This window comes from Nocardia grenadensis NBRC 108939, from assembly GCF_001613445.1.
Classification (GTDB): domain Bacteria; phylum Actinomycetota; class Actinomycetes; order Mycobacteriales; family Mycobacteriaceae; genus Nocardia; species Nocardia grenadensis.
On sequence record NZ_BDCJ01000029.1, the window covers coordinates 59,194 to 86,181 of the forward strand.

Annotated in this window: 28 protein-coding genes; 3 read left to right on the forward strand and 25 right to left on the reverse strand. The window is 69.3% G+C overall.

The window, feature by feature from the left end; genetic code table 11:
* Positions 1 to 40: 40 nt before the first annotated feature.
* The 3 genes from lhgD to rlmN all read right to left on the reverse strand — a co-directional run bounded on the left by lhgD (position 41) and on the right by rlmN (position 3,104).
* A complete protein-coding gene (gene lhgD / locus NGR01S_RS26965) occupies positions 41 to 1,252 on the reverse strand; it encodes an L-2-hydroxyglutarate dehydrogenase (RefSeq protein ID WP_063041671.1) in 1,212 nt (403 codons plus the stop codon).
* A 51-nt stretch (positions 1,253 to 1,303) separates the two neighbouring features.
* Positions 1,304 to 1,903, reverse strand: a complete 600-nt coding sequence (locus NGR01S_RS26970) for a Uma2 family endonuclease (RefSeq protein WP_063041673.1) — start codon at positions 1,901 to 1,903, stop codon at positions 1,304 to 1,306.
* Positions 1,904 to 1,994: 91 nt separating this feature from the next.
* Complete coding sequence (rlmN, locus tag NGR01S_RS26975) at positions 1,995 to 3,104, reverse strand: dual-specificity RNA methyltransferase RlmN (protein WP_063041675.1); 1,110 nt, start codon at positions 3,102 to 3,104, stop codon at positions 1,995 to 1,997.
* A gap of 150 nt (positions 3,105 to 3,254) precedes the next feature.
* Between rlmN and NGR01S_RS26980 the strand changes: the two genes are divergently transcribed.
* Positions 3,255 to 3,644: a LapA family protein gene (locus tag NGR01S_RS26980; RefSeq protein ID WP_063041677.1), complete on the forward strand. Its 390-nt coding sequence runs from the start codon at positions 3,255 to 3,257 to the stop codon at positions 3,642 to 3,644.
* A gap of 2 nt (positions 3,645 to 3,646) precedes the next feature.
* Here the strand turns inward: NGR01S_RS26980 and NGR01S_RS26985 are convergent, their stop codons facing one another.
* From NGR01S_RS26985 to rpsB, 5 genes are all read right to left on the reverse strand, one after another.
* Positions 3,647 to 4,597: a phosphatidate cytidylyltransferase gene (locus NGR01S_RS26985; protein WP_157107448.1), complete on the reverse strand. Its 951-nt coding sequence runs from the start codon at positions 4,595 to 4,597 to the stop codon at positions 3,647 to 3,649.
* 251 nt (positions 4,598 to 4,848) lie between these two features.
* Positions 4,849 to 5,406 (reverse strand): ribosome recycling factor, encoded by a 558-nt coding sequence (gene frr, locus NGR01S_RS26990; protein WP_063041679.1) that lies wholly within the window; start codon positions 5,404 to 5,406, stop codon positions 4,849 to 4,851.
* 50 nt (positions 5,407 to 5,456) lie between these two features.
* Positions 5,457 to 6,185, reverse strand: coding sequence for a UMP kinase (gene pyrH, locus NGR01S_RS26995; protein ID WP_030521770.1), 729 nt, complete (start codon positions 6,183 to 6,185; stop codon positions 5,457 to 5,459).
* 278 nt (positions 6,186 to 6,463) lie between these two features.
* Positions 6,464 to 7,288 carry a translation elongation factor Ts gene (tsf, locus tag NGR01S_RS27000; protein ID WP_063041688.1) on the reverse strand — a complete coding sequence of 275 codons (825 nt, stop codon included), beginning with the start codon at positions 7,286 to 7,288 and terminating at the stop codon, positions 6,464 to 6,466.
* A 147-nt stretch (positions 7,289 to 7,435) separates the two neighbouring features.
* The gene (gene rpsB / locus NGR01S_RS27005; RefSeq protein WP_063041690.1) at positions 7,436 to 8,275 is read right to left on the reverse strand and encodes a 30S ribosomal protein S2; all 840 of its coding nucleotides are present in this window, start codon (positions 8,273 to 8,275) and stop codon (positions 7,436 to 7,438) included.
* Positions 8,276 to 10,024: 1,749 nt separating this feature from the next.
* On the opposite strand from rpsB, the gene NGR01S_RS27015 reads away from it, so the two are divergent.
* Positions 10,025 to 10,534 carry a M23 family metallopeptidase gene (locus NGR01S_RS27015; RefSeq protein WP_245664805.1) on the forward strand — a complete coding sequence of 170 codons (510 nt, stop codon included), beginning with the start codon at positions 10,025 to 10,027 and terminating at the stop codon, positions 10,532 to 10,534.
* Between the two features lie 45 nt (positions 10,535 to 10,579).
* On the opposite strand, the gene NGR01S_RS27020 is transcribed toward NGR01S_RS27015, so the two are convergent.
* The 13 genes from NGR01S_RS27020 to NGR01S_RS27085 all read right to left on the reverse strand — a co-directional run bounded on the left by NGR01S_RS27020 (position 10,580) and on the right by NGR01S_RS27085 (position 23,901).
* Positions 10,580 to 10,903, reverse strand: a complete 324-nt coding sequence (locus NGR01S_RS27020; RefSeq protein ID WP_063041696.1) for a DUF202 domain-containing protein — start codon at positions 10,901 to 10,903, stop codon at positions 10,580 to 10,582.
* Positions 10,904 to 10,913: 10 nt separating this feature from the next.
* A complete protein-coding gene (locus NGR01S_RS27025) occupies positions 10,914 to 11,273 on the reverse strand; it encodes a YidH family protein (protein ID WP_063041698.1) in 360 nt (119 codons plus the stop codon).
* Between the two features lie 210 nt (positions 11,274 to 11,483).
* Positions 11,484 to 12,410 carry a tyrosine recombinase XerC gene (locus NGR01S_RS27035; RefSeq protein WP_063041702.1) on the reverse strand — a complete coding sequence of 309 codons (927 nt, stop codon included), beginning with the start codon at positions 12,408 to 12,410 and terminating at the stop codon, positions 11,484 to 11,486.
* A 401-nt stretch (positions 12,411 to 12,811) separates the two neighbouring features.
* Positions 12,812 to 13,996, reverse strand: coding sequence for a DNA-processing protein DprA (gene dprA / locus NGR01S_RS27040; protein WP_245664801.1), 1,185 nt, complete (start codon positions 13,994 to 13,996; stop codon positions 12,812 to 12,814).
* The gene (locus tag NGR01S_RS27045) at positions 13,993 to 15,504 is read right to left on the reverse strand and encodes a YifB family Mg chelatase-like AAA ATPase (RefSeq protein ID WP_063041704.1); all 1,512 of its coding nucleotides are present in this window, start codon (positions 15,502 to 15,504) and stop codon (positions 13,993 to 13,995) included. Before NGR01S_RS27045 ends, dprA begins: the two co-directional genes overlap by 4 nt.
* Positions 15,504 to 15,860 carry a YraN family protein gene (locus tag NGR01S_RS27050; RefSeq protein WP_063041706.1) on the reverse strand — a complete coding sequence of 119 codons (357 nt, stop codon included), beginning with the start codon at positions 15,858 to 15,860 and terminating at the stop codon, positions 15,504 to 15,506. The genes NGR01S_RS27045 and NGR01S_RS27050 overlap by 1 nt, the downstream gene beginning before the upstream one ends.
* A gap of 134 nt (positions 15,861 to 15,994) precedes the next feature.
* Positions 15,995 to 16,300, reverse strand: a complete 306-nt coding sequence (locus NGR01S_RS27055) for a DUF2469 domain-containing protein (RefSeq protein ID WP_011210678.1) — start codon at positions 16,298 to 16,300, stop codon at positions 15,995 to 15,997.
* A 138-nt stretch (positions 16,301 to 16,438) separates the two neighbouring features.
* A complete protein-coding gene (locus tag NGR01S_RS27060) occupies positions 16,439 to 17,185 on the reverse strand; it encodes a ribonuclease HII (RefSeq protein WP_084481754.1) in 747 nt (248 codons plus the stop codon).
* Positions 17,186 to 17,360: 175 nt separating this feature from the next.
* Positions 17,361 to 18,143, reverse strand: a complete 783-nt coding sequence (gene lepB, locus NGR01S_RS27065) for a signal peptidase I (RefSeq protein WP_063041710.1) — start codon at positions 18,141 to 18,143, stop codon at positions 17,361 to 17,363.
* A 113-nt stretch (positions 18,144 to 18,256) separates the two neighbouring features.
* Positions 18,257 to 18,598, reverse strand: a complete 342-nt coding sequence (gene rplS / locus NGR01S_RS27070; RefSeq protein ID WP_062996305.1) for a 50S ribosomal protein L19 — start codon at positions 18,596 to 18,598, stop codon at positions 18,257 to 18,259.
* Between the two features lie 122 nt (positions 18,599 to 18,720).
* A complete protein-coding gene (locus NGR01S_RS27075; RefSeq protein ID WP_245664802.1) occupies positions 18,721 to 19,653 on the reverse strand; it encodes a hypothetical protein in 933 nt (310 codons plus the stop codon).
* A gap of 24 nt (positions 19,654 to 19,677) precedes the next feature.
* Positions 19,678 to 22,158 (reverse strand): Tex family protein, encoded by a 2,481-nt coding sequence (locus NGR01S_RS27080; protein ID WP_281179809.1) that lies wholly within the window; start codon positions 22,156 to 22,158, stop codon positions 19,678 to 19,680.
* A 117-nt stretch (positions 22,159 to 22,275) separates the two neighbouring features.
* A complete protein-coding gene (locus NGR01S_RS27085) occupies positions 22,276 to 23,901 on the reverse strand; it encodes an AMP-binding protein (protein ID WP_063041712.1) in 1,626 nt (541 codons plus the stop codon).
* Between the two features lie 92 nt (positions 23,902 to 23,993).
* Between NGR01S_RS27085 and NGR01S_RS27090 the strand changes: the two genes are divergently transcribed.
* Positions 23,994 to 24,848, forward strand: a complete 855-nt coding sequence (locus tag NGR01S_RS27090) for a response regulator transcription factor (RefSeq protein WP_063041714.1) — start codon at positions 23,994 to 23,996, stop codon at positions 24,846 to 24,848.
* Positions 24,849 to 25,013: 165 nt separating this feature from the next.
* Here NGR01S_RS27090 and trmD read toward each other — a convergent pair whose 3' ends face one another.
* Genes trmD through rpsP form a run of 4 tightly spaced genes read right to left on the reverse strand, consistent with a single transcriptional unit; the run spans position 25,014 to position 26,924 of the window.
* Positions 25,014 to 25,700: a tRNA (guanosine(37)-N1)-methyltransferase TrmD gene (gene trmD, locus NGR01S_RS27095; protein ID WP_063041784.1), complete on the reverse strand. Its 687-nt coding sequence runs from the start codon at positions 25,698 to 25,700 to the stop codon at positions 25,014 to 25,016.
* 13 nt (positions 25,701 to 25,713) lie between these two features.
* Positions 25,714 to 26,238, reverse strand: a complete 525-nt coding sequence (gene rimM / locus NGR01S_RS27100) for a ribosome maturation factor RimM (protein WP_063041716.1) — start codon at positions 26,236 to 26,238, stop codon at positions 25,714 to 25,716.
* Positions 26,239 to 26,481: an RNA-binding protein gene (locus NGR01S_RS27105; protein ID WP_063041718.1), complete on the reverse strand. Its 243-nt coding sequence runs from the start codon at positions 26,479 to 26,481 to the stop codon at positions 26,239 to 26,241.
* Positions 26,481 to 26,924 (reverse strand): 30S ribosomal protein S16, encoded by a 444-nt coding sequence (rpsP, locus tag NGR01S_RS27110; RefSeq protein ID WP_063041720.1) that lies wholly within the window; start codon positions 26,922 to 26,924, stop codon positions 26,481 to 26,483. Before rpsP ends, NGR01S_RS27105 begins: the two co-directional genes overlap by 1 nt.
* Positions 26,925 to 26,988: the final 64 nt, after the last annotated feature.

The window sequence follows — 26,988 nt, forward strand, 5'->3', positions numbered from 1 at the left end:
CGCGCAGGAGAAGGCCCCACCTATGCTTCCGCGCCACCTCCTAGCACGCTGCGGGGCCCTTGCCCTCGATCACGTCGACAACGTATCCGGCGATCGCGAGCGAGGAGGTCGCCGCGGGTGACGGGGCATTACGAACAGCCGTGACCGGGCCGAGCCGGTCGATCCGGAAATCGTCGACGAGACTGCCGTCCGCATCGAGGGCCTGGGCCCGGACCCCGGATCCACCACGCACCACATCCGCGGCACCTATGGCCGGAATATAGCGCCGCGCCCTGCGCATGTACGCGGCCACCGACAGCGAGCCGTACATTTCCCCGATCCCGGTCCGCCAGTGCTGCCGCGCCATCCGGCGGAACCCCGGCCAACGCATGGTTTCCGCGAGGTCGCGCACCGAGAAGTCCCGGCGCCGGTACCCTTCCCGGGCGAAGGCCAGTACCGCGTTGGGGCCGACCTCCACGGTCCCGGACACCCGCCGCGTGAAATGCACCCCCAGGAACGGGTACCGCGGGTCCGGCACCGGATACACCAGCCCGCGCACCATATTCGCTTTGTCGGCGACCACATTCATGTATTCGCCTCGGAATGGCACGATCCGCGGGCCTGGGTCGGCGCCCGCCAGCCCGGCCACGGTATCGGCGTGCAACCCCGCGCACACGATCACTCGATCCGCGCGTAGCACCTCGTCGCCCATCGTGATATCGATTCCCGTTGCGGCCGCGGCGATCCCGTCCACCGCGCACGACAACCGAACCTCGCCACCGGATTCCGCCAAGTCCGCGGCGAAGGACTCCGCGATCCGGCGGAAATCGGTGATGGCGGTCCGCGGCGAATACAGTGCCGCGATCCCCTCGGCGAAGGGCTCGATATCGCCGATCTCCGCCCGGTCCACTCGTCTCAGCCCGGGTACCGCGTTGTCACCGGCCCGAGCCTGCAGGGCCGCGAGCCGGGGCATTTCGTCATCGTCCACCGCGACGACGAGTTTGCCGCATTCGTCGTAGGGCAGGTTTCGTTCGGCGCAGTACTCGCGCAGCAGGGAACGGCCCCGCGCGCACAGCACCGCCTTCAAACTTCCCGGCTGATAGTAAATCCCAGCGTGTACCACTCCCGAATTGTGGCCGGTCTGGTGCGCCGCGACGCGATCTTCCTTCTCCAGCACCACGATTCGGTCGTCGGGACGCCGACGGGCGAGTTCCCGCCCGATCGCCAGTCCCACGATCCCGGCCCCGACGATCGCGACGACCTGCTCACCCATGTTCCGTTCCCCTCACACCACGTTCGCCGGCATCCGGTCAGGATGCGGCGTCTAGGGCTGTTCCAGCGAATCGAAGGGGATTGTCACCGCGACCGGCTCGTCCAGCAGCAGCACCCGGCGGTGCACGGTATGCACCAAGTACCGTCGCCCGGGCCAATCCAAGCGGTATTCCTCGATCTCCTCGATCGTGTCTTCCTTCTGGTCGAGCCGGATGATCAGGTAGCGGAGGATACCCGCAGCCGCATATTGGATTCGCTTGTCGGTGATATCGACATCAATGGTGGATCCGGAGGTGACCTCGACGATCAGCAATATGTGATCCCGTACCGTATTGACGTCGTACGGTTCGCAGTCACGGATCCAGATATCCGGATACCGGATGTTCAGCCGGCGATCCGAGGCAGGCGCATCCGAGTCGGCGAACCGCGCGACGATATCGGAAACGACGACCATGCACGGACCGCCCTCCCGGCGTCCGCTTTCGAGCAGGCCGGCCAGACGCCGGATAACTCTGCTGTGCAGCGGGCTCTGGGGGATGAGCCGTATGACACGGCCGTCGACGATCTCGATATCACCGAGTTCGGCCGCGGCACCGTCGGCGAACTCTTCGGCGGTGAGGCGAAGCTCGTCGTGCTCGTCGGGGGCGCTCATGCAGGCATGATGTCAGGTCGGGTGGTAACGGGCCACAGCGAAGCCTCCTACCCGGCTGGCCTACAGCGCAGGCTCCCGTCCCGACCGGAACTCAGCCCTCCGCCGCCAGCTGACCGCAGGCCGCGGCGATCTCCTGACCCCGGGTGTCGCGGACCGTGCACGGCACCCCCTGCGCCTCGACCCGGCGCACGAACTCCCGTTCCACCGGCTTGGGGCTGGCATCCCATTTGCTGCCGGGGGTGGGATTCAGCGGGATGACATTCACGTGCACGCGGGAGCCCAGCGCCTTGTGCAGTTTCTGGCCCAGCATGTCCGCGCGCCACGGCTGGTCGTTGATATCGCGGATCAGCGCATACTCGATGGATACCCGCCGGCCGGATTTGTCGGCGTAGTAGCGCGCGGCGTCGAGCACCTCCGCCACCGGCCAGCGGTTGTTCACCGGAACCAGGGTGTCGCGGAGTTCGTCGTCGGGGGTGTGCAGGGATACCGCGAGCGTCACCGAGAGGTCCTCATCGGCGAGTTTGCGGATCGCGGGAGCCAGACCGACCGTCGACACCACCACATTGCGCTGCGAGATACCGAGACCGTCGGGGGCGGGCGAGGTGATGCGGTGTACCGCGTTCACCACCCGCTTGTAGTTCGCCAGCGGCTCGCCCATTCCCATGAACACAATGTTCGACAGGCGCCCGGGACCGCCGGAGACAGCGCCGTCCCGCAGATCGGCCGCCGCGGCGCGGACCTGATCGACGATTTCGGCGGTCGAAAGGTTCCGGTTCAGGCCGGCCTGCCCCGTCGCGCAGAAGGGGCAGGCCATACCGCAGCCGGCCTGGCTGGAAATGCACAGCGTGGCCCGATCCGGGTAACGCATGAGCACGCTTTCCAGCAGGGTCCCGTCTCCGGCACGCCACAGCGTCTTCCGGGTCTCCCCGCCATCACAGGCGATCTGCCGGATCGGCGTGAGTAGCGGGGGGAACAACGCCTCCGCCACTTTCTCGCGGACCGTGGCCGGTAGATCGGTCATTTCCGCCGGATCGGCCTGCAACCGCCCGTAGTACTGGCGCGCGACCTGGTCGGCGCGGAACTTCGGCAGGCCCAGCTCGGCCATGGCGGCCCGGCGGCCGTCGGCATCGAGGTCGGCCAGATGGCGCGGCGGCATACCGCGGCGCGGGGCGTCGAAAACCAGGGGCAAAGAGGCGGTCATAGTCCTACCAGTGTGTCATCTCGATGAATGTGACCCGTGCCGCGCCGCGAATGTGAACCGCGCCGAGCCCGTGCGACGGGATCCGGGCCGATATCGACCGGCGGGCCGGAAATCCGTGCACAGTCGATAGCTGTCGGCAATCATCGACATATGGCGACTCCTGATGAACCGACACCCGAAACCCGCTCGCTACCGAAAGAACCACCCACGAGCCCACCGGGCACGCCCACCGGACGGAAACCCGCACCGGATGCTACCGGCCGCAAACCGGCGGTCGACACCCATCGGCGCAAGGACGTGGAGAAGTCCCGGGTGGGCAATGCGTGGGTCGCGCTGATCGTGGCGGCGCTGCTCGGCATCGTCCTGCTGATCTTCATCCTGCAGAATTCCGAGAGTACCGAGGTGGAGCTGCTCTTCTGGAACTTCTCGCTCCCACTGGGCGTGACGATCCTGCTTTCGGTGATCGCCGGCGCCCTGGTGATGGCGCTGGTGGGCGGGGTCCGCATCGTCCAACTGCGCCGTGCGGTACACCGCGACTGACCTCAGAGCAGGGTACTGAGCACCAGCCACGAGACGAACGCCGAGGGCAGCATCGAATCGAGCCGGTCCATGATGCCGCCGTGCCCGGGCAGCATGGTGCCCATATCCTTGATGCCCAGCTCGCGTTTGATCTGCGATTCGACCAGATCTCCCAGCGTCGCGACGACGACCAGACCGATACCGAGCACCACGCCGATCATGGAATTGGCTTCGAGCAGCAGGGTGACCGTGAGCAGACCGCCGATGATCGCGAAAAGCAGCGAACCGCCGAAGCCCTCCCAGGACTTCTTCGGGCTGATCGACGGCACCATGGAATGGCGGCCGAACAGCACCCCGGCGACATAACCGCCGACGTCGGAGCACACCACCAGGATCATGAAGGTCAGCACCCGCAGGTTGCCGTCCGGATCCTCGAGCAGGAGCAGCACCGCGAACGACGCCAGCAGCGGAATCCACGCCAGGGTGAACACCGTGATGGCGGTATCGCGCAGGAAATTGCGCGGGGCGGTGCGCAGACCGTGGTCGAACAGCCGCCACACCATGCAGACCAACGCCGTCGCCGCGAACGCCCCGGTCACCCCGCCCGGGCCGAACGGCCAGCCCAACCAGAACACCGCCTGACCGCCGACGATCAGCGGCGTACGCGGCACCAGCACATCGGCTTCCCGCAGTCGCTTGGCGACCTCCCAGGTGGCGATACCGACCGCGACCCCGGCGACACCGATGAACACCTTGGGCACGAACAGCAGGACGGCGATACACAACACCCCGAGGGTCGTGCCGACGGCCAGGGCCGCGGGTAAGTTCCGGCCGGCGCGCGACCCCCGGGGCTCGGCGCCCCCGGAGGCTCCGGTCGCTGCCGGTGTCGGTTCGGATATGCCCTCGGCCGGCGGATGCGGTCGGGCCGCACCGGTCGCGGCGGCTTTCTCGGCCACGATTGTCCCGTCGCTCAACTCGTCGTCGTTCCGTTCGTTCCCACCCGTCGCGGGCGACGCTCGCTCCGCTGTTTCCCATTGTGCGGCAGTTCACCGGCCAGGGGGCCGGGTGACCACCGGTCCGGTGCCCGTTCACCACGAACACCGCATTCCGCGCGGCACCTACCGCTCGTGCCGCTCTCGGACATCCCGCGCGCCGGGCCGGCACGACCGGCGCGCCTGCGCAAGGTACCACCGCGGAGACGACGGGCTCACCGCCCGGCCACCACTCAGACCTCGAGCAGTTCGGCTTCCTTGTGCTTCACCAGCTCGTCGATCTGGCCGACGTATCTGGCGGTGGTCTTGTCCAGTTCCTTCTCGGCGCGCCCGACCTCGTCCTCGCCGGCTTCGCCGTCCTTCTGGATCCGGCCCAGCTCCTCCATGGCCTTGCGGCGCACATTGCGAATCGAGACCTTGGCGTCCTCGCCCTTCTGCTTGGCCTGTTTGACCAGCTCCCGGCGGCGCTCCTCGGTGAGCTGCGGAATGCTGATGCGCAGGATGTCACCGTTGTTGGTCGGGTTCACGCCGAGGTCGGAGTTGCGGATCGCGGTTTCGATCGGCCCCAGCTGCGCCTGCTCATAGGGTTTCACCACCACCATCCGCGGCTCCGGCACGGTGATACTCGACATCTGGGTGATCGGGGTCGGCGCTCCGTAATAGTCGACCACCACCCGGGCGAACATCCCCGGATTCGCGCGCCCGGTACGGATTCTGCCGAGATCGTCCTTCGCCACCGAGACGGCCTTCTCCATCTTCTCCTCGGCGTCGAAGAGCGCTTCTTCAATCACGACCGTTCCTCCACTGCGTCGTCATCGTCATGACCCGCGGGCCCGCGGTATCAGGATCGAACCAATGTGCCGATCTTCTCACCGGCCACCGCCCGGGCGATATTGCCCTTGGTCAACAAATTGAACACCAGCATCGGCATCTGGTTGTCCATGCACAAACTGAACGCCGTCGCGTCGGCGACCTTCAGATCGCGTTCGATCACTTCCTTGTGGGTGATCTCGTGGTACATGGTGGCATCGGGATCCAGTCGTGGATCGGCGTTGAACACACCGTCGACCGCCTTGGCCATGAGTACCACCTCCGCACCGATCTCCAGCGCGCGCTGTGCGGCGGTGGTGTCGGTGGAGAAATACGGCATCCCCATACCGGCGCCGAAGATCACCACACGACCCTTCTCCAGATGTCGCTTGGCGCGCAGCGGCAGGTAGGGCTCGGCGACCTGGCCCATGGTGATGGCGGTCTGCACCCGGGTGTCCACACCCTGCTGCTGGAGGAAATCCTGCAGCGCCAGGCTGTTCATCACGGTTCCCAGCATGCCCATGTAATCGGACCGGGCCCGCTCCATCCCGCGTTCTTCGAGTTCGGCGCCGCGGAAGAAGTTCCCACCGCCGATCACGACCGCGACCTGGACGCCGGAGCCGACGATTTCGGCGATCTGCTCCGCCACGGTCTCCACCACGTCGGGATCCAGGCCCACCGCGCCGCCCCCGAACATCTCACCACCGAGTTTCAGCAGTACCCGGCGATATCCTGGGCGGTCGGTCCCCGGGTACGTCATCGGCTGGCGTCTCCTTCGGCAATCGGTGTGTTCACGGTCGATCGTGTTCATGGTGTCGGCGAACGCGGCGGCCGCCGAGGTCCGGGGCCGCCCGCCGCCCCGGCCGGGCCGACCCGAGCGCGACTGGCACAGTGGGCGCGGCACCAACGGAAAGCGGCTTCTATCCTGCCCTACCCGCCCACAACCCCCGATACTCGGGCCCCCGGGCGGCCGAACTCAGACGAAACCCCCGCCGCGTCCAACCGCGACGGGGGTTTCCTCCGGAATCGGGGATCGGCTCAGGCCTGGCCGACCTCGAAGCGGGCGAACTTGGTGATCGTGACGCCGGCCTCGTCCAGCAGCGCCTGGACGGTCTTCTTGTTGTCGGTGACCGACGGCTGCTCCAGCAGGACGACGTCCTTGAAGAAGCCGTTGACGCGGCCCTCGGTGATCTTCGGGAGCGCGGCCTCGGGCTTACCCTCTTCGCGAGCGGTCTGCTCGGCGATACGGCGCTCGTTCTCGACGATATCGGCGGGCACCTCGTCACGGGTGACGTACTTCGCCTTGAGCGCGGCGACCTGCATGGCGGCCCCACGGGCGGCCTCGGCGGCGGCCTCACCGGAGCCGCTGTACTCGACCAGCACGCCGACGGCCGGCGGCAGATCCGACGCACGCTTGTGCAGGTAGGTGGCGACCGGGCCGTCCAGAGAGACGACGCGCCGCAGCTCCAGCTTCTCGCCGATCTTGGCGGCCAGCGCCTGCAGGGCCTCGTCGACGGTCTGGCCGTCGAGGGCCACGGCCTTCAGCGCATCCACATCGGCGGGCTTCGCCGCCGCCGCGGCGGCGGCGATCTTATCGGCCAGCGCCTGGAATTCCGCGTTCTTGGCGACGAAGTCGGTTTCGGAATTGATCTCGACCATCACGCCGTCCTTGGCGATGACCAGGCCTTCGGCGGTGGTGCGCTCGGCGCGCTTGCCGACATCCTTGGCGCCCTTGATGCGCAGCAGCTCGACGGCCTTGTCGAAATCGCCCTCGGTCTCGACCAGCGCGTTCTTACAATCCATCATTCCGGAGCCGGTGAGCTCCCGCAGCCGCTTCACGTCAGCGGCGGTGTAGTTCGCCATCGGGGGCGAGCCTCCTTCGAGAAAGTCTGGTACCGGGCAGTGGTGGTCACGACTCGGTGAGCCGTGACCACCACTGTGGGAAGTGCGGTCCGGCGGCGCTCACCATGGCACCGGCCGGTGAGCGGCCGCCGAACGCGAGGTGACGACTCAGGCGTCGGCCGGAGTCTCCGCGGGCGCCTCGGCCGGGGCTTCCGCCGGGGCCTCGGCGCTCGGGGTGGCCTGCGCCAGCAGCTCCTGCTCCCACTCCGGCAGCGGCTCGGCGGCGCTCGCCTCGGGCTTGTCGTCGCCGCCGGAACGGCCGGCCCGGGCCTGCACGCCCTCGGCCACCGCGGACGCGACGACCTTGGTGAGCAGCGCGGCCGAACGGATCGCGTCGTCGTTACCCGGGATCGGGTAGTCGACCAGGTCGGGATCGCAGTTGGTGTCCAGGATCGCGATGACCGGGATATTCAGCTTGCGCGCCTCGCCGACGGCGATGTGCTCCTTGTTGGTGTCGACGACCCAGATGGCCGAAGGCACCTTCTGCATGTCCCGGATACCACCGAGGGTGCGGTCCAGTTTGTTCATCTCACGCGTGAGCATGAGGATTTCCTTCTTGGTGCGACCCTCGAAACCGCCGGTCTGCTCCATGGCCTCGAGTTCCTTGAGACGCTGCAGACGCTTGTGCACGGTGGAGAAGTTGGTGAGCATGCCGCCGAGCCAGCGCTGGTTCACATACGGCATCCCGACCCGGGTGGCCTCGGCCGCGATGGACTCCTGCGCCTGCTTCTTGGTGCCGACGAACAGGACGGTGCCGCCGTGGGCGACCGTCTCCTTGACGAATTCGTAGGCCTTGTCGATGTAGGTCAGCGTCTGCTGCAGATCGATGATGTAGATGCCGTTGCGGTCGGTGAAGATGAACCGCTTCATCTTCGGGTTCCAGCGACGGGTCTGGTGCCCGAAATGCGCGCCGCTGTCGAGCAGCTGCTTCATTGTTACGACAGCCATGGCTCCCGTATCTCTCTTTCGTTGCCGGTTGACGCAGCGGGCCGGCGGCCTACTGCCCTGGCACCACAGAACGCTCGGACCCGATCGGTGATCGGGACCAGCCGAGACGTCCCCTGTTCCGGAATGCGCCGGCTTCGCCGGTTCCGGCAGGAACTCGGTGGGGCAGCGCGATGAACAAGCACGGTGGTGCGCGAAGTCGGTCGGTGCGAACACGGACCGCCCGGCCAGTTTACGGCGTGGGCTGCGCGAACTGGAAATCGCCCGGTCGGATCGTCCCAGACCACGCGAACCGGACCCCATATGAAACATCAATTGTTCACAGAAGGCGAGTTGTCCACAGGCGCCGGAATTGCGGGTGCCGTGCAGCTCAGAGCCCGAGCAGGCTGAGCATATGACCTGGAAACCCACTCCCACCGAGGCCGGCGGCGCGACCACGAGGGACCCGGACCTCCCGCCCGCACCGCGGAGCTGGCCCCATATCGCGCGACGCGGCAGATCGTCGACCGCCACCGACCACCCGGCCCGGCCCCTACCGGCATGGCCGCGGCGCCCCACGGCGCAACCGCCCAGGGACATCCATCGAGGTCACGGTGCCGGCCGATGCGCCGGTCGAGAACGCGGCACGGCCACGGTGGCGGTGGCGGTGGACGACTCCGGCGCACGGAAAGATCGTGAACCTGGGCGGACGGCGGGCCGGCACCGGGCATCGCCCCCGGCGCGCTCCGGGGAACACGCGGCATCCGGGACCTGCCCGGGCCCGAGTGATCTGGCCCGCCGGGCCAGGCGGTACGAGCGCAGGATGACCCACCGGCCCGCCGGATCCCGCGCGGCCGACCACACGGAGACCGGCTCATGGCAACTCGACGGTGCGCACGGATCGCAGCGGACCACACCGATTCGCACGACCCGCTTCCCCTCGATCCGCCCGGATTCGATACCTTTTCCCGGGAGCGCGCCGGCGCCGCACGCACCGGACCGCCACCTCCGGCGGTCGCCCGGGCGGAATCCGATACGCCGGCCCGATCCGGACGGCCGTCGCCTGTTCTCCGACACACCACGCCGACCACCGGACCGCCGTGGGCCGACGGTCCGGCGCCGGAGACCGGCCGACCTGATCGGCGCCGCACTCACCACGGTGTTCATCGCGGTTCCGCTCGGCCCGGGGCCCACAGCCACCGCGTATACGGGTGGTGCCACCGTGGTCGCGCATCCCGGCTCCGAGGGCGGCCCGACGATCGCTGTCCGCGCGATCAGCGGGTCGGTCACCCCGCAGACCGAGGACGGTCCTGCGCCGGTGCGGGGACGTAACTCTTCGCTCTCCGCCGAAGTTTCCGACGCACACTTCCTTGCTGCCAGAACAGCCGGTGGTGCAGCGGAATCGGCCGCGGTTTCCCCGACCGCGACGCCGGTCCACGTCCTGTCCGGGCCGCCCGTCGATGCCACGACCGGGCCCGCCGAACCGGCTACGGGGCAGTCGAACGAGGTGGCCCGCCGGTCACCGGCCGGGTCGAGCCGGGCCGGTAGCTGCGGGACGGGCTCGAATTCGGGCTCGACCACCGGCTCGGGCGTGGTGTGCCGGGCCCTTCCCCTACTGGAGGATCTTGTGCACGAGCTCCTCCGGCGCGCACCACGACCGGTATCACCGGCCTGCCCGTGCCCCGACCGCGGGCGGTAAGGCCGAGCACTGCCGGACCGAGCGGCCCACGCAGGTCCGCCCGGTCCGGCGAGGTGCTTCGCGGGGTGGCGGCGGTGGTTCTCGCGGTCGCCGCCCTGCTGTCCTGCGGTTCCGCGGCGGGAGCCCCGGACGCGGGATTCGACTGGCCGCTGCGTCCGCGCCCGGTGATCGGACGGCCGTTCGATCCGCCGGACCAGGACTGGCTGCCGGGCCATCGCGGTGTGGACCTGGCCGGGACGGCGGGGCAGGCGGTCTATGCGGCCGGGCCGGGAATTGTGGTCTTCGCCGGGAAGGTGGCGGGCAAACCGGTGGTGGCGATACTGCACGAAGGTGGGTTGCGCACCACGTACGAACCGGTGGAAGCCGGCATCGCGGTGGGTCGGCGAGTCACCCGAGGCACCCGGATCGGTGAACTGGCCCCGGGCCACGTCGGCTGTCCCACCCCGGCCTGCCTGCACTGGGGCCTGCGCCGAGAGGGCACCGCACACTCGTCCCGCGAATACCTCGACCCACTCGGACTGCTACGCAGGACGCCGATCAGGCTGAAGCCGGTGGAGCACGGCACACCCGGAGCCGGCGGGTGAGGGTCCGTACTCGATCACCGGATTTCCGGTACCGCCCCCGGTTCGTCAGCCGGGCGGGCCGGGATGCACCAGTGCGTAACCGACGATGACCAGCGCCGCCACCATCATGGCGACGGTGACCGAGCCGATGGTGGCCGCCGCGCTACCGGCCGCACCGAGGCGGAGGCGGCGACTACGCCGGTAGCCCAGAGCGGCGACCGACAGCAGGACCAGACCGGCGATACCCGGCAGGAGAGCGGCCGGATCCCATCCCTCCTCGACAACGAGCCGTAGGAGTAGGAGATCGACTATCAGACATCCCAGACAGGTGCGCCGCCACGACAGCGCGGTCCGCTCCGCGGCCAGGCCGACCTCGCTCGGTTCGGTCACGGCACCGTCCTCAGTGCAGTAGTACGGCTACGCAGGCGAGAATCGCCACGAACGCGGTTCCGGCGGCCAGCACCGGCACCAGTACCGTGCCCGGTAGCGGCCGCCCTTCGTCCATCGCGACGCGAATCCGCCGCCAGTGCAGATACGCGCCGACCGCGAGGACCAGCGACAGCAGCAGACAGCTGACGGCCAGCGCGGTACGGATATCCACATTCCACTGCTCTTGCACCACCGCCTGCACCGCGACCCCACCGGCCAGCAACCCGAGCGCGGTGCGGATCCAGGCCAGAAAGGTTCGTTCGTTGGCGAGCGTGAATCGGTAGTCGACCGGCTCCACCGCCCGGTCTGTGTCCTGTCGCGCGGCACTCATCCGGCGGCCGTGCCGATCGTGGTCTGCACGCTCACCTCCCGAAATGCCGGTCGGCCGCGGTAGCGGCTCCGCTGGACAGCGTAAGCGCCGTATCGCGGCGAATCCAGCCACCGAGGGTCGAGGGCCGCCGGATCGGCTCCCGGGTCGGTTCGGGGTCCGGTCGCGCGGCCGGTGCGATCCGGACCTTTCACTCGGCCCACCGACGGCGGTTCAGGCGCGAGGATGGGCCTGATCGTGGGCTTTTCGCAGACGGTCGATGGAGACGTGGGTGTAGAGCTGCGTGGTGGCGAGGCTGGCGTGGCCCAGCAGTTCCTGTACTACCCGCAGGTCCGCGCCACCTTCGAGCAGGTGCGTGGCCGCCGTATGTCGGAGACCGTGCGGCCCCAGATCGGCAGTGCCCGGGACGGCGGATACCACCGCGTGCACCACCGTCCGGGCCTGCCGCTGATCGAGACGCCGGCCCCGCCGGCCCAGGAGCAGCGCACGGCCGGAATCGGGTGTGGCCAGGACTGGCCGCCCGTAGCGCAGCCATTCGCCGACGGCGTGATCGGCGGGGCCGCCGAACGGTGCGGATCGCTCCCGGTTGCCCTTGCCCAGGACGCGTACCAGCCGCCGTTCCCGGTCGATATCGTCGATATCGAGTCCGCACAGTTCGCCTACGCGGATTCCGGTGGCATACAGCAGTTCCACGATGAGCCGGTCCCGCAACGCCATCGGATCGTGCTGTTCGGCACCCGATTCCGCGGCGTTCATCACCCGGCCCGCCTGCTCCTGACCGAGGACCGCGGGCAGGCTGCGGTGTGCTTTGGGCGCGGCGAGCCGGAGCCCGGGATCCACGGTCAACCGGCCGGTCCGCGTCAGCCACGCGGTGAAGGCCCGCGCGGCCGAAGCCCGTCGAGCCATACTGGTGCGGGCCGCGCCGCGCTCCGCATGGGCCGCCAGCCACGCGCGCATGGCCGGTAGGTCCAGCTCGCGCACCGAGGCGTCGGCGGCATGGTCGACCAGATGTGCCAGCAACGATCGGATATCGCCGAGGTAGGCGCGCACCGTATGTGCCGACCGGTTGCGACCGAGCCGCAGATGCCGCCCGTATTCGGTCAGCAGGGCCTCCAGATCCTCCGGCAACTCACGCACCATCCCACCGTCGTCCGCCCGCCCCCGAACCGCAAGCCCACGCGCCGAATCCCTTTGTAGTTCGCACACTCCAGTCACGCACAACCGCCGAAGCCCACCCCCTCGCGACCGCGGCCACATCCGCCGGACCGCGCCGAGCGACAGCGGCGAAACCGGCCGCGCGCTCGACGCCGCGACCACGCCGCGGTCCTCGACCTCGGCCGCACCCACGGGGTCACCGCGAACACCCACCATCCGGGTGGCGTGGGCGCTCCTGCTCACGACCCGCACCGGCCGCGTGCACTCGCACCCACCGCGCCGAGCAATGCACGCCGCCCTGACCGGATTCGCACACCACCCGGCCGTCTCGCCCCGGTACGGCCATCACCGACTGGTGTGGGCGCAGTTCCTGGCTCGACCGAGGTTCACCCGCCTCGCTCCGGTGCCCGATCCAGCCGGTACCAGCCCGCCTCGCCGCGCGCGGCCGCGCCCGCGAAATCGAGCGCTACGAGCGCCGCGCGGACCTCGGCCGGCGCTATGCCGGTCGCGGCAGCGATATCGTGCGGCCACCGTCCGCCGGCAGCGGATAGGGCCGCCAGCACCTGGGCCTCGGTACCGCTGAGCCGATCGGCACCGGCCGCACCGGTGATCAGCGGTAGGTGCAGGGGCGCTATTTCGGCGAGCACCTCCTCCGGATCGGTGACGAGGGTCGCTTCCCCGTCGCGGATCATCCGGTGACAACCCACCGAGGCAGCCGAAGCCACCGATCCCGGGACCGCCAGCGCCGGACGACCGATCCGTCGTGCCCATTTCACCGTGTTCCGAGCGCCGCTGCGCAATCCGGCCTCCACCACCAGCACACCGTCGGCCAGTGCGGCGATCAGCCGATTCCGGGCCAGGAAATGGTGTTTGCGCGCGACCGTACCGGGCGGATATTCACTGACCACGAGGCCGGTTTCGGCGATGCGGGCGATCAGGCGGTCGTGCTGGGCCGGGTAGGGCCGGTCGGCGCCGCAGGCCAGCACGGCGATGGTGGCGCCGCCGACAGCTAGCGCGGCCCGGTGGGCCGTACCGTCGATACCGAAGGCGGCACCGGATACGACCGTCCATCCGCGAGCGGCCAGCTCTCCGGCGATCTCACCGGTCACCCGGTCGCCGTACCCGGTGCTGCACCGGGCCCCGACCACCGCCACCGCCCGCTCGGTGAGTTCGCCCAGATCCCGGCTGCCTCGGACCCAGAACACCAGCGGCACCGCACCATCAGGGTCACGGCCCGGGGTGAGCTGTGACAGCCCGAGCATCCGCCAGGCCGGCCATTCGGCATCGTCGGGGGTGACAAGCCGCCCGCCGCTGTCACGGATGATCTCCAGATCGCGCGCGGCAGTGTCCAACTCCCGCCGCCGCTCGGTCGCGGCGCGCAGCACCGGCGGGAGCGCACGTTCCCGGACCGCCCGCGCCGCCTCACACACCCCGACCGAGTCGATCAGGGCCGTGAGTGCCGGGCACGGCCCGAGCACCACTCGGGACAGATACGCCCAGGCCAGCTGCCGCTTCTCCTGCTCTCCGACGGCCCCCTGCCGGGCCGGCGAGCCGATACCGGCCGTGTTCACTGCGGACTCCGCTGCCGGAAGTCGAGCGCCTGCATCACATCGTGCGCGGTGGGCATATCGCCGCCGCGCAGATCGCAGACGGTCCACGCGACCCGCAGCGCCCGGTCGGCACCCCGCGCCGAGATCCGGCCCAGCCGCAGCGCCGCCTCGACCGGAGCCGTCGTCTCCGCCGGCAGGGGAAACCGGCGGCGCAGTGCGTACCCGGGGACCTCGGCGTTGGTACGCCACCCCTCGTCACGCCACCGGGCGACGGCGGCGGCGCGGGCGGCGATCACCCGGCCGCGTACGGTCGCGCTGTCCTCCGATTCCGTCGCCGCCAGACCTGCCCCCGACATCGGATGCATCTCCAACCAGATATCGATGCGGTCCATCAGCGGACCGGACAGTTTGCCGAGGTACCGGCGCCGGGCCAGCGGGGCACAGATGCAGTCCACCTCGCGGGCCGGGGCACAGGGGCAGGGATTGGCGGCGAGTACGAGCTGGAATCGCGCCGGATAGCGGGCCACCCCGTCGCGCCGCGCGATCCGTACCTCGCCTTCCTCCAGTGGTGTCCGCATCGCCTCGAGCACCTTGGCACCGATCTCGGCGCATTCGTCCAGGAACAGCACCCCGCGATGCGCGCGGCTCACCGCCCCGGGCCGCGCCGACCCGGAACCACCACCCACCATGGCGCTCACCGACGTCGAATGGTGCGGCGCGACGAACGGCGGGTCGGTGATCAGCGGTTGTTCGTCGGAGAGCGTGCCGGCCACCGAATGGACGGCAGTGACCTCGAGCGCCTCGTCCTCCGACAGCGGCGGCAGCACTCCGGGTAGGCGCTGGGCCAGCATGGTCTTCCCGATTCCGGGCGCTCCGGTGAGCAGCAGATGGTGCCCACCGGCCGCGGCGACCTCGAGCGCCCAGCGCGCTTCGTGCTGCCCGGCGACATCTCGCAGGTCGCCGCTCGGGATGCTCGGTTGTGGTGGGTGCCCCCCCGGCGACTCCGCCAGGCCGCCTTCACCCCGCAACCAGTCGACGGCGGCACGTAGCGTCGGTGCGCCGAGCACCCGGATCCCGGCGACGAGGCCCGCTTCCGGGAGGGCCGCTTCGGGGACCACCACCGTCTTGCGGCCGGCCCGGCGCGCCGCGAGCACGGCGGGCAGGATGCCCCGGACCCGGCGCAACCGCCCGTCGAGGGCGAGTTCGCCCAGCAGCACGGTGCCGGTGAGCCGCTCGGAGGGCACGATATCGGCCGCATGCAGTACCGCGACGGCCAGTGCGAGATCGTAGACGGATCCCACCTTCGGCAGCGTCGCCGGCGACAGGGCCAGGATCACCCGGCCGTCCGGCCATTTCTCGCCGGTATTGGCGACGGCGGCCCGGACCCGGTCCCGGGATTCCTGAAGTGAAGTATCGGGCAAACCCACCAGATGCACCGACGGCAGCCCCTGGCCGATATCGGCCTCGATCTCGACGACCTGCCCGTCGATCCCGCGCACCGCGATCGAGCAGGCCCGGCCCAGCGGCATCAGAACACCGCCCGCAGGTGCTCGATCACCGGCTCGCCGGTCCGCGGGAGCAGGATCGAGACGACGTCGAAACGGATCCGCTGCCAGGGGCCGTCCTGTTCGGTGAGCCAGAGCAACGCCAGACGGCGGATCCGCTGCTGTTTGTCGTAGGTGACGGCCTCCGCCGGTGTCCCGTATCCGAGCCCCGACCTGGTCTTCACCTCGACGAAGGCGGTCACTCCGGCGTCGCGGACCACCAGGTCCAGCTCGCCGTACCGGCACCGCCAGTTACGGCAGACGATCTCCATACCGGCGGCCTGCAGATATCGGGCCGCCAGTTCCTCCCCTTGGGCGCCGAGCGCCGTGTTGTGTCCCACGTGCCCAGCATCTGCTGCCGGCTCACCCTGTCCACGGCACCGACCTGCGAAAACAATCGATCTGTGGACAGATTATGGCCTGTGGACAACTCCCTGCGGGCCGCGGCCCGGGGATACTCACCGGCCGCGGCGGCTCATTCGGGCAGCCGCAGGTCCGGCTTCTCCAGCTCTTCGATATTCACATCCTTGAAGGTGATCACCCGGACGTGTTTGACGAAGCGCGCGGGCCGGTACATATCCCAGACCCAGGCATCGCTCATCCGTACTTCGAAGTACACCTCACCGTCGGCGTTCTGCGGTCGTAGCTCCACCGAGTTGGCCAGATAGAAGCGGCGTTCGGTTTCCACCACGTACGAGAACTGGCCGACGATGTCCTTGTACTCCCGGTAGAGCGAGAGCTCCATCTCGGTTTCGTATTTCTCGAGGTCCTCGGCACTCATCTGGTGGAATGTCCTCCTTCTCGCCGCCTTGCGTCTGTTCACATCATCGCTCATCAGGCCCGGGCATGTCACCGTGGGCCGGACCGCACGGCATCGTCGGGCGCCGCGGCGCGCCGGGCCGGGCCGCGCGGCCCCCGGTCAGGCGGCGCCGCCGGCCTCCGCCAGCGCGATCACCGAGGATTCGGCCGCCACGGGCATAGGCGCGCCGCATTCGCGCACCGTGCGCCACGACCGCCGATGTTCCGGGCAGGGGCCGAGCCGGCGCAGCGCCTCGAGATGCTGCGCGGTGTTGTAACCCTTGTGCTCGGCGAATCCGTAGCCCGGCCGATGCCGGTCGAGTTCGACCATCATCCGGTCCCGGGTGACCTTGGCCAGCACACTGGCCGCCGCGATACACGCGGCACTGGCGTCCCCACCGATCACCGGCAGCGACGGCGCCGCGAGCCCCGGCACCCGGAACCCGTCGGTGAGCACATAGCCGGGCGCGCAGTCCAGCCCGGCCACCGCCCGGCGCATTCCCTCGATATTGGCAACGTGGATTCCGATGGCATCGATCTCCGCGGCGGGGATCACGACCACCTTCCATGCCAGGGCCACCTTCTTGATCACCGGGAACAGCGCTTCCCGGGTCACCTCGGTCAGCTTCTTGGAGTCGTTGAGCCCGGCGAGCGCCGTGGACGCTTTCGGCGCCAGGACGCACGCGGCGACCACGAGCGGTCCGGCGCTCGGACCGCGACCCGCCTCGTCGACACCCGCGACCGGTCCGAGACCGCTGCGTATCAACGCCGAATCGAGCGTCCGCAGACCCGCGGTCTTGCGTACCACCACCCGCGGCGGCCAACTGGGGCCTCGTCCCGTGCCGGCGGCACGGCTGCTACGTGTCACTGGCCACCTCGCGACAGCTGATCGGAACCACGGCCCGATTATCGCGCACCGGATCGGGAGCGGTACCGGTAGGTCCGGCCCGGGACCGGTCGAACGGGTTGTCCGGCAAAGCGATCGACCCCGTGACCGCCTCCCGGGCACCCGGCACGAGACGACCGCGGAGTCCGCTTATCGCCTATTGCGGGTTCTGCGATGTCACCGGGCCGATCCGGCCGGGCGGCCAGATCTTGAAGACGGCCTTGCCGCGAACGTTCTCGATCGGCACCGTGCCCTGGAGGTCGTCGCCGACATGCGCCCGGGAATCACGCGACTCGTTGCGGTTGTCGCCCATCACCCACAGGTGGCCCGGCGGTACCAGTACCGGCCCGAAGACCCGGCCCACCGGGTAGGCGGCGTTCTGCTGGCCCGGCACCCACGGGTAGTCGTCGGCGACGTAGGGCTCGTCCAGCGGTTTCCCGTCGACCATGATCCGGCCCTGTTCGTCACAGCATTCCACGGTCTGGCCGCCGACCGCGATCACACGTTTCACCAGATCGTTCTCGTCCGGCGGGACGAGTCCGAAGAACGCGAAGAAGTTCTGGATACCGCGCACCGCGGGATTGTCGGAGCGGATCGAGACGTAGTGGTCGTTCCAGGACGGCGGGCCCACGAAGACGACCACATCACCGGGCTGGGGGTCGCTCCAGTAGTAGCTCACCTTCTGCACGTAGATCCGGTCGCCGGTGCAGCCGGCGCAACCGTGCAGGGTGGGTTCCATGGATTGGGAGGGAATGACATAGGGGCGGCCGACGAAGGTGACCATGAGGGCGGCGATGATCGCCGCGATGACCAGCAGGATGGGAAGTTCCTGCCAGAACGGCCGCTGCCGCTTCGCTTTGACCTGCTTTCGCGCACGACGCCTTCTCGGCGGTTCGTTCCTGGAATCGGATCCCGAAACCGACCAACTCTCATCTGCCACGCGAACAGCGTAGCCCGGTGCCACAACGGATTCGTGGCACCGGGCTACATATGCCGTTCGCCGAGGTCACCGTGGTGCGGCGCGGCGCACGGGTGTCGGCGGTCAGCGACGGGTCAGCGCTTTTCCTTGATCTTGGCGGCCTTACCGCGCAGCTCCCGCAGGTAGTACAGCTTGGCCCGGCGGACATCACCGCGGGTCACCACATCGATGTGATCGATGGTGGGGCTGTGCACCGGGAAGGTGCGCTCCACACCGACACCGAACGACACCTTGCGCACGGTGAAGGTCTCGCGGATACCGCCGCCCTGGCGCCGGATGACGGCGCCCTTGAAGACCTGGATACGTTCCTTGGAGCCCTCGATGACCTTCACGTGCACATTGAGGGTGTCGCCCGGACGGAAGTCGGGGACGTCGCTGCGCAGCGAGCTCTCGTCGACGAAATCAAGGGTGTTCATGATCATCCTTCTGATGGTCGCGCGAACAGAGGAACCTGGCGGCGCGAATGCTCGACCGGTTCGTGCTCCGAATGTGGGATGCGCCCGGGTCGTGCCCAGGGCAACCTGTGCATTGTGCCAGATCAGCGGTCGCTTTCGGAAACCGGCCCGGCCGGGGGCCCCGCTTCCCCGGCGTCGTCGCCCCGATCGGGCGGCCACAGGTGCAGATCCTGGAGCAGTGGATGCGGCCGCGGCGGGGCCGGCGGGGCCGGTACCACCGTACGCGTCAGTTCCACCTCGGCCGCCGACCGGGCGTGAGCGACATCCGGGCTGCCGGCGATCAGGTCCTGGACGAAGATCTTGGCCCGGATCACTGGGCGCCGATACCGGCGTTCTCGCACGATGGCGCGGTACATGAGCCGGCGCCGGCGGCCGTAACGCCAGCGCGCCCACGGAGCCCCCGGCCGGCTGAGCCGCAGCGCGCCCACCACCAGCAGCGGCAGGAAGAACATGCCGAACAGCCCGGTCCAGATCTTGCCCTTGGCGATGACCACGGCGGCCAGCGCCAGGTTCACCACCGCGAAGCCGGCGACGAGCAGCCGTGTGCCGAGACCGGGCTGATGTCGCACACCGTTGATCTCCAGCAGCCACAGCGGATGGAAACCCAGCAGCAGCAGGCCGGTGACGGCGAGGGCGACGAACACCGCGTCCACCGAGGTCCGGCCCTGCTCCTCCCAGTACACATCGCGCAGGTAGTACAACAGCGCGAATTCGTCGAGCACGAGCGCGGCCCCGACCCCGAAGGTGGCCGCCAGTACCGATGCCGTACCGGTGCTGTTCCCCGCGGCTCCGGCGATCATCCCGATACCGGAGACCAGCACCAGCACCACACCGAACACCATGTGGTGGATATGCACACCGCCGGACTTCAGGTTGCCGGGCCACCAGCGCACCCGGGCCCGGATGAGCCGGACGCTGACCCGGATCACCAGGAACCCGGTGATGAAGCCGAACAGAAAGCAGAGCAGCGGGAGCCGGCCCGCGGCGATCACGTCCTCGGACAGCCACTGCCGCATACCGGCCCCCGATTCAGCTCGTGGTCACTTCCCGAAACCCGCCCGGCGCAACGCGTCGGCCATGGCACCGTTCACAGGTGCATTATCGCGCCGGCCGTCCCGGCCCTGCCCGCGATTACGTCCCTGACCGCCACCGTTACCACCACCGTGGCCACCGGCGCTCTGACCGTTACCCTGCGCGCCGCGCTTCTTCTCGTTACGGCCGTCCTGACCGCGGGCACCGCCGTCGCGGCCACCGGTCCGGGCGCCGCCGTCCCGGCCGCCCCGGCCGCGGCCCCGGTCGCCGGGGCCTTGGCCGCGTTCGGGCTTACCCGCCCCGGGTTCGTCGTCGAGCCGCAGCGACAATCCGATGCGCTGGCGTGCGACATCGACCTCGAGCACCTTCACCTTGACGACATCGCCGGATTTGACCACCTCCCGGGGGTCGCGCACGAAATTGCGCGACATCGCCGAGACGTGGACCAGACCGTCCTGGTGCACCCCGACGTCGACGAAGGCACCGAACGCGGCGACATTGGTGACGACCCCCTCCAGCACCATGCCCGGCTCCAGATCGGCGACCTTCTCGATTCCCACCGCGAATTCCGCGGTCTTGAACTCCGGGCGTGGATCGCGGCCGGGTTTCTCCAGTTCGCTGATGATATCGGTCACCGTGGGGACACCGAATTTCTCATCGGTGAAATCGGCCGGCCGCAGCGTGCGCAGGACCGCGCCGTTACCGATGACCTCGGCGATTCCGGTACCGGTGGAATCGAGGATCCGGCGCACCACCGGATAGGACTCCGGGTGCACGGCCGAGGTGTCGAGCGGATCGTCACCACCGCGGATCCGCAGGAAGCCCGCGCACTGTTCGAAGGCCTTGGGGCCCAGCCGCGGAACGTCGAGCAGGGCGGTGCGGCTGCGGAAGGGACCGTTCTGATCGCGGTGCGCGACAATGCTCTCGGCCACCGAGCCGGTAACACCGGAGACCCGGGACAGCAGCGGCACCGAGGCGGTGTTCACGTCGACACCGACCGCGTTCACCGCGTCTTCCACCACCGCGCCCAGCGACCGGGCCAGCAGGGTTTCCGAGACATCGTGCTGGTACTGGCCGACACCGATCGATTTCGGCTCGATCTTGACCAGTTCGGCCAGCGGATCCTGCAATCGGCGGGCGATGGAGACCGCGCCACGCAACGAGACGTCCATATCGGGCAGTTCCTGGGTGGCGTACGCAGATGCGGAGTACACCGACGCCCCGGCCTCGGAGACCACGATCTTCGTCGGCTTGTTCTCCGGGATCTGTTCGATGAGTTGCGCGGCCAGCGCGTCGGTCTCCCGGGAGGCCGTGCCGTTGCCGATGGCGATGAGTTCGACGCCGAACCGCGCCACCAGGGCGCCGAGAACCGCCAGCGATTTCTCGGTCTGGTTCTGCGGTTTGTGCGGGTACACGACCTCGGTCGCGAGGACCTTACCGGTGCCGTCGACGACGGCGACCTTGACCCCGGTGCGGTAACCGGGATCCAGACCCATGGTGGTGCGCGTACCGGCCGGCGCGGCCAGCAGCAGATCGCGCAGGTTGGCGGCGAAGACATCCACCGCGTCGCGTTCGGCGGCCTGCCGCAGCCGCATCCTGGTGTCGATCCCCAGGCTCACCTGGAGTTTGGTCCGCCAGGCCCAGCGCACGGTGTCGAGCAGCCAGCCATCGGCGGCGCGCCCGGCATCGGCGATGGAGAACCGCTGGGCGATCCGCGCCTCGTAAGTGCTGCGTTCGCCGGGTGCGAGCTCGGAATCGGCGGGTTCGGGGTCGAGGTGCAGGCTGAGCACCTCTTCCTTTTCCCCACGCAGCAGCGCCAGGATGCGATGGGAGGGCAGGCCGGCGAATTCCTCACCGAATTCGAAGTAGTCGGCGAATTTCGCCCCGGCCTCTTCCTTACCGGGACGCACCGTGGCGGTGAGCCGGCCCCGGTTCCACATGAGTTCGCGGAGTTCACCCACCAGATCGGCGTCTTCGGCGAACCGCTCGACGAGGATGGCGCGCGCGCCCTCGAGCTGTTCGGCGGAGTAACCGGCCGGGTCGGTGTCCGGGTTCTCCAGCAGTGCGTCGGCCACGGGTTCGTGTCCGGCCTCGCGCGCGATCTGGGCCTTGGTGCGGCGCTTGGGCTTATAGGGCAGGTAGATATCCTCGAGCCGGGCCTTGGTCTCGGCCAGTAGCAGCTGCCGGTGCAGCACTTCATCGAGTTTGCCCTGGCCGCGGATGGATTCGATGATGGTGGCCCGGCGCTCGTCGAGTTCGCGCAGATAGTGCAGGCGTTCCTCGAGCGTCCGCAGCTGGGCGTCGTCCAGACCGCCGGTGACCTCCTTGCGGTACCGGGCGATGAACGGCACCGTCGACCCGGCGTCCAGTAGCTCGACGGCCGCCCGGACCTGGTTCTCCCGCACCGAGAGCTCGTCGGCGATGCGCCGGCTGACGGGGCCGGACACCACCGGGCCGGTACCGGGGTCTGCAGGCGAGTCGGTGGGGATGGTCTCGGGGTCCGAGGTCTGCGGCACTGTCGTCACCACCCGCACACTACATTCGCCCGGTGACAGCCGGACCGCGCCCGGCCCCGGCCTGCCCGGGGCCCGGCACAGCGTGCACTGTCATCCGGCGGCGCGCCCCTGCTGCCGCAACAGGAACCGCTGCACCTTGCCGCTGGGGGTCTTGGGCAGCGTGTCGACGAAATGCACCCGGCGCGGGTAGGCGTGCGCGGCGAACTTCTGTTTCACCAGTGTCTGCAGTTCTGCTTCCAGCTCCGGGGAACCGGCGGTGTCACCGCGCAGCACCACGAACGCCTCGAGCACTTCGCCGCGCAACTCGTCGGGCAGACCGACGACAGCGGCCTCGGCGACCTCCTCGTGCAGCACCAGCACACTCTCGACGTCGAACGGGCCGATCCGGTACCCGGACATGATGATCACATCGTCGTCGCGGGCGGAGAAGTGGAAGTATCCGTCGGCGTCGCGAGAACCGGCGTCGCCGGTGAGATACCAGCGACCGTCGGCGGTGAAACGCTGCGCGGTCTGTTCGGGCGCGTCCAGATAACCGAGGAACCACAGCAGCGCACTGCGTTCGGCGTCGATGGCGATCCGGCCCAGCTCCCCCTCTGGTGCTTCGGTATCCGCGTCGTCGGCCAGAACGGCACAGGCCCAGCCCGGGAGCGGGCGGCCCATGGAACCCGCGGGCGCGGCCGTGTCCAGATCATCGTGCCAGGCGTTGCAGATGACCATGCCGTGCTCGGTTTGGCCGTAGTGGTCGCGGACCGCCACCCCGAGGTGTTCCGCCGACCAGGCCACTACCTCGGGTGTCAGCGGTTCGCCCGCGGAGGAGGCCCGGCGCAGGCGGACCGGGTTGCCCGGCTCGGCGGCGCGCAGGGCCCGGTAGACGGTGGGCGCGGCCGCGAAATTGGTGACCCCGAAGCGTTCCAGCACCTGCCGGGTCAACGCCGGAGAGAATCCGGCGTGCAGCAGCAGACTGCGGGTTCCGGACACCAGCGGACCGAGAATCGCGTAGTAGAGACCGTAGGCCCAGCCCGGATCGGCGGCGTTCCAGAAGACATCGTCGGGGCGGACGTCCAGGGCGAACTCCTGATAGGCGTGGAACGACGCCAGGGCGCGCACCGGAATCGGGACACCCTTGGGGGCACCGGTGGTACCGCTGGTGAACAGCTGGACGAGCAGTCCGTCCCCACCCACCACGGCCGGTGATTCGGTTCCGGCGCCGGCGGCCCGCAATTCGTTCATCCGCAGGGCGCCCGGGACATCACCGTCGCCGGTGACAATGGTCCGCCAGGGCGGATCCGCCGGCATATCGCCACCCGGCGCCAGCTTGCCGGCCTGATCCGGATCGGCGATCACCACCGAAGCGCCGGAGGCCTGGAGGCGGAACGCGATGGCGGGCGGGGCGAACGCGGTGAACAGCGGGACGTGTACCGCTCCGCGCCGCCAGATGCCGAGCAGCACCACCACCAGGTCGACCGATTTCGCCATCAGCGTCGCCACCTGGTCGCCGGGGCCGACACCGAGCCCGGCCAGGGCCGCGGCGAAACGTTCGGACCGTGCGCGCAGCTCGCCGTAGGTGAGATCGATCGCCGACAGATCGCTGTCGATCACCGTGAACGCGACGGCGTCGGCCGGATGCCGGTCGCACAGCAACTCCGCCGCACAGGCGTCGGGCCCGTCGTAGGCGTCCAGCAGTTCGCGTACCCGCGCATTCGGGTCGGCAGCCATCTCACATCTCCTCGGTCGTCCGGCCGGTGTGTTGCCATAGGATGTAGGTCACACCAGGTCCGGCACTACCCCCGAAAAGGGGTGACAACCCCATGTCCACTCCCCCGCCGCTGCTGCGCCCGCGCGACGGCGACGCCCTGCGCGCCGAGATCCGCCGGCTCGCGGCTGCCACCGGGGTGCCGGTGATCTTCGGCGGCGAGGTCAGCGCCGATACTCTGCGGCTGACCGAGTTCGCCGGGGTCCGCACCAACGGTCTGCGCGGCCTGTCGGTGACGCGCGCGTCCGGGCTGGGTGGCCGGGTGGTGGATTCGTGCCGGCCCGCCGCGGTCTCCGACTACGGCAACGCGCTCTCGATCACGCACCACTACGACGGACCGGTACTCGGCGAGGGCCTGCGGTCGGTGGTCGCGGTGCCGGTGGTGGTGTCGGGTCGTTCGCGGGCGGTGCTGTACGCGGCCACCCGGGGCCCCGGTCCCCTCGGCGACCGGACCACCGATGTGCTGGTGCAGGCCGGGCGCCGGCTCGCCACCGAGATCGGCGTGCGCGACGAGGTGGACCGGCGGTTGCGCCTGCTGCACACGGCCGCTCCCGCCCCCGCCACCGACGGCGTGGTGACCGAGGAGTTGCGCGCGGTCCAGGCCGAATTGCGCGCCATCGCGGACGCGGCCGGCGACGACCGTATGCGGGACAGGTTGCGGGAGGTCGGTGTCCGCCTCACCCGCGCACTCGCCGGCGAGCCCGTCCGCGATGCGCCGCGGCTCGCGCACCGCGAAATCGATGTACTCTCGCAGATCGCGCTGGGTTGCTCCAACCAGGCTGTCGCGCAACGCCTTTCGCTGGGGCCGGAAACGGTCAAGAGTTATCTGCGCAGTGCGATGCGCAAACTCGACGCCCACTCCCGGCACGAAGCCGTGGCCACCGCCCGCCGCCTCGGCATCATTCCCTGACCGACCGTCACGTGAACTCGGCCGCCCCGGTACCGCACGCCCCGTGCGCCGGCCCACGGTGGAACGCCGGGCGCCCGTCATGCCGGAGCGGTCCAGCTACCCGGCGGCACCACCGGCCCGGTAGGTCACCCGTTCGGTACCACCACCGCGCCCGATCAGCACGACTCAGTCCGTCTCGGGCAGCAGATCCGGTCGCCGTTCCTGCGTACGGATCAGCGACTGTTCCCGCCGCCAGGCCGCGATCTTGGCATGGTCTCCGGAGAGCAGGATCGGCGGTACCTCGAATCCCCGCCAGCTCACCGGGCGGGTGTAGCTGGGTCCTTCGAGCAACCCGTCGGAGAACGAATCCTGTTCGTGCGATTGCCGGTTACCGAGCACTCCGGGGATCAACCGGACCACCGCCTCGGTCATCACCAGGACCGCGGCCTCGCCGCCGATCAGTACGTAGTCCCCGATACTGACCTCTTCCACACGAACCCGGCGGGCGGCGTCGTCGAACACCCGCTGATCGATACCTTCGTAGCGGCCGCAGGCGAACACCAGGTGTTCTTCTCCGGCCCACCGCTGCGCGGTCTCCTGGGTGAAGGGGACGCCGGCGGGGGTGGGAACCACGAGCAGGGCGTCGTCCGGGCACACCGCGTCGAGTGCGTCCCCCCAGACGACCGGTTTCATCACCATGCCGGGTCCGCCACCGTAGGGTGAATCGTCGACGGATTTGTGCACATCGTGGGTCCAGCGCCGCAGATCATGGACATCCACCGATACGACGCCCTTGTCGATGGCCTTGCCCAGCAGCGCGGTACGCAACGGGTCCAGATACTCGGGGAAGATGGTGACCACGTCGATCCTCATGACGCCGGCCACCTCATTCCGGATCCAGCAGACCTTCGGGCGGGTCGATCACGATCAGCGCGTCGGCGATCGACACCGTCGGCACGATGGCGGTGACGAAGGGGACCAGGATCTCCCGCCCATCCGCGGCGGCGCGGATCGAGAGCAGTTCCCCGGCCGCCGAATGCAGTACCTCGGTGACGGTGCCGACTTCGGTCCCATCGGTGAGTTGGACGCGCAGGCCCTCGAGTTCGTGATCGTAGAACTCGTCCGGGTCCGCCGACGGGCCGAGCTCGTCGCTGTTCACCAGGAACAACATGCCGCGCAGGGCGTCGGCGGCGGACCGATCGGTGACACCCACCAGATTCACCAGGAGCCGGCCCGAATGTTCCCGGGCCGATTCCACGGTGAAGTCACGGACCTGCGCCGAACGCGCCGCGCGCCCGTGCAGCACCGCACCGGGCGCGAACCGCGCCTCCGGTTCGTCGGTGCGCACCTCGACGACCAGTTCGCCCCGCACACCGTGCGAGCGGGCGACCCGGCCCACGACGAGTTCCATCTACTGGTCGGTGTCGACCACGTCGACCCGGATACCCCGGCCACCGATACCGGCGACGAGGGTGCGCAGGGCGGTCGCGGTGCGTCCGCCCCGACCGATGACCTTGCCCAGGTCGTCGGGGTGGACATGCACCTCGACGGTGCGCCCGCGGCGGCCGGTGATCAGCTCGACGCGGACGTCCTCGGGATTGGCGACGATGCCGCGGACCAGATGTTCCACGGCATCGGCGACGACGACGCTCATTACTCGGCGGCCTCAGCCGACTCGGTCGCCTCGGCGGCGCCCTCTTCCTTGTCCTTCTTGGCCTTCTTCTTCGGGGTGACGGCTTCGGCGGCCGGCTCGTTGTCGGCGGCGGCCAGCGCGGCGTTGAAGAGGTCCAGCTTGGACGGCTTGGGCTCGGCGACCTTCAGGGTGCCCTCGGCGCCCGGCAGGCCCTTGAACTTCTGCCAGTCGCCGGTGATCTCCAGGAGCCGCTGCACCGGTTCGGTCGGCTGCGCGCCGACACCCAGCCAGTACTGCGCCCGCTCCGAGTCGATCTCGATCAGCGAGGGCTCTTCCTTGGGGTGGTACTTGCCGATGGACTCGATGGCCCGGCCGTCACGACGGGTGCGGGCGTCCGCGACGACGACGCGGTACTGCGGGTTGCGGATCTTGCCCATACGGGTGAGCTTGATGCGAACAGCCATCTACTGATCTGCCTTTCATAGTGGTCACGGCGCAATTCAGCGACTCACGCGGTCTCGCGAGCCC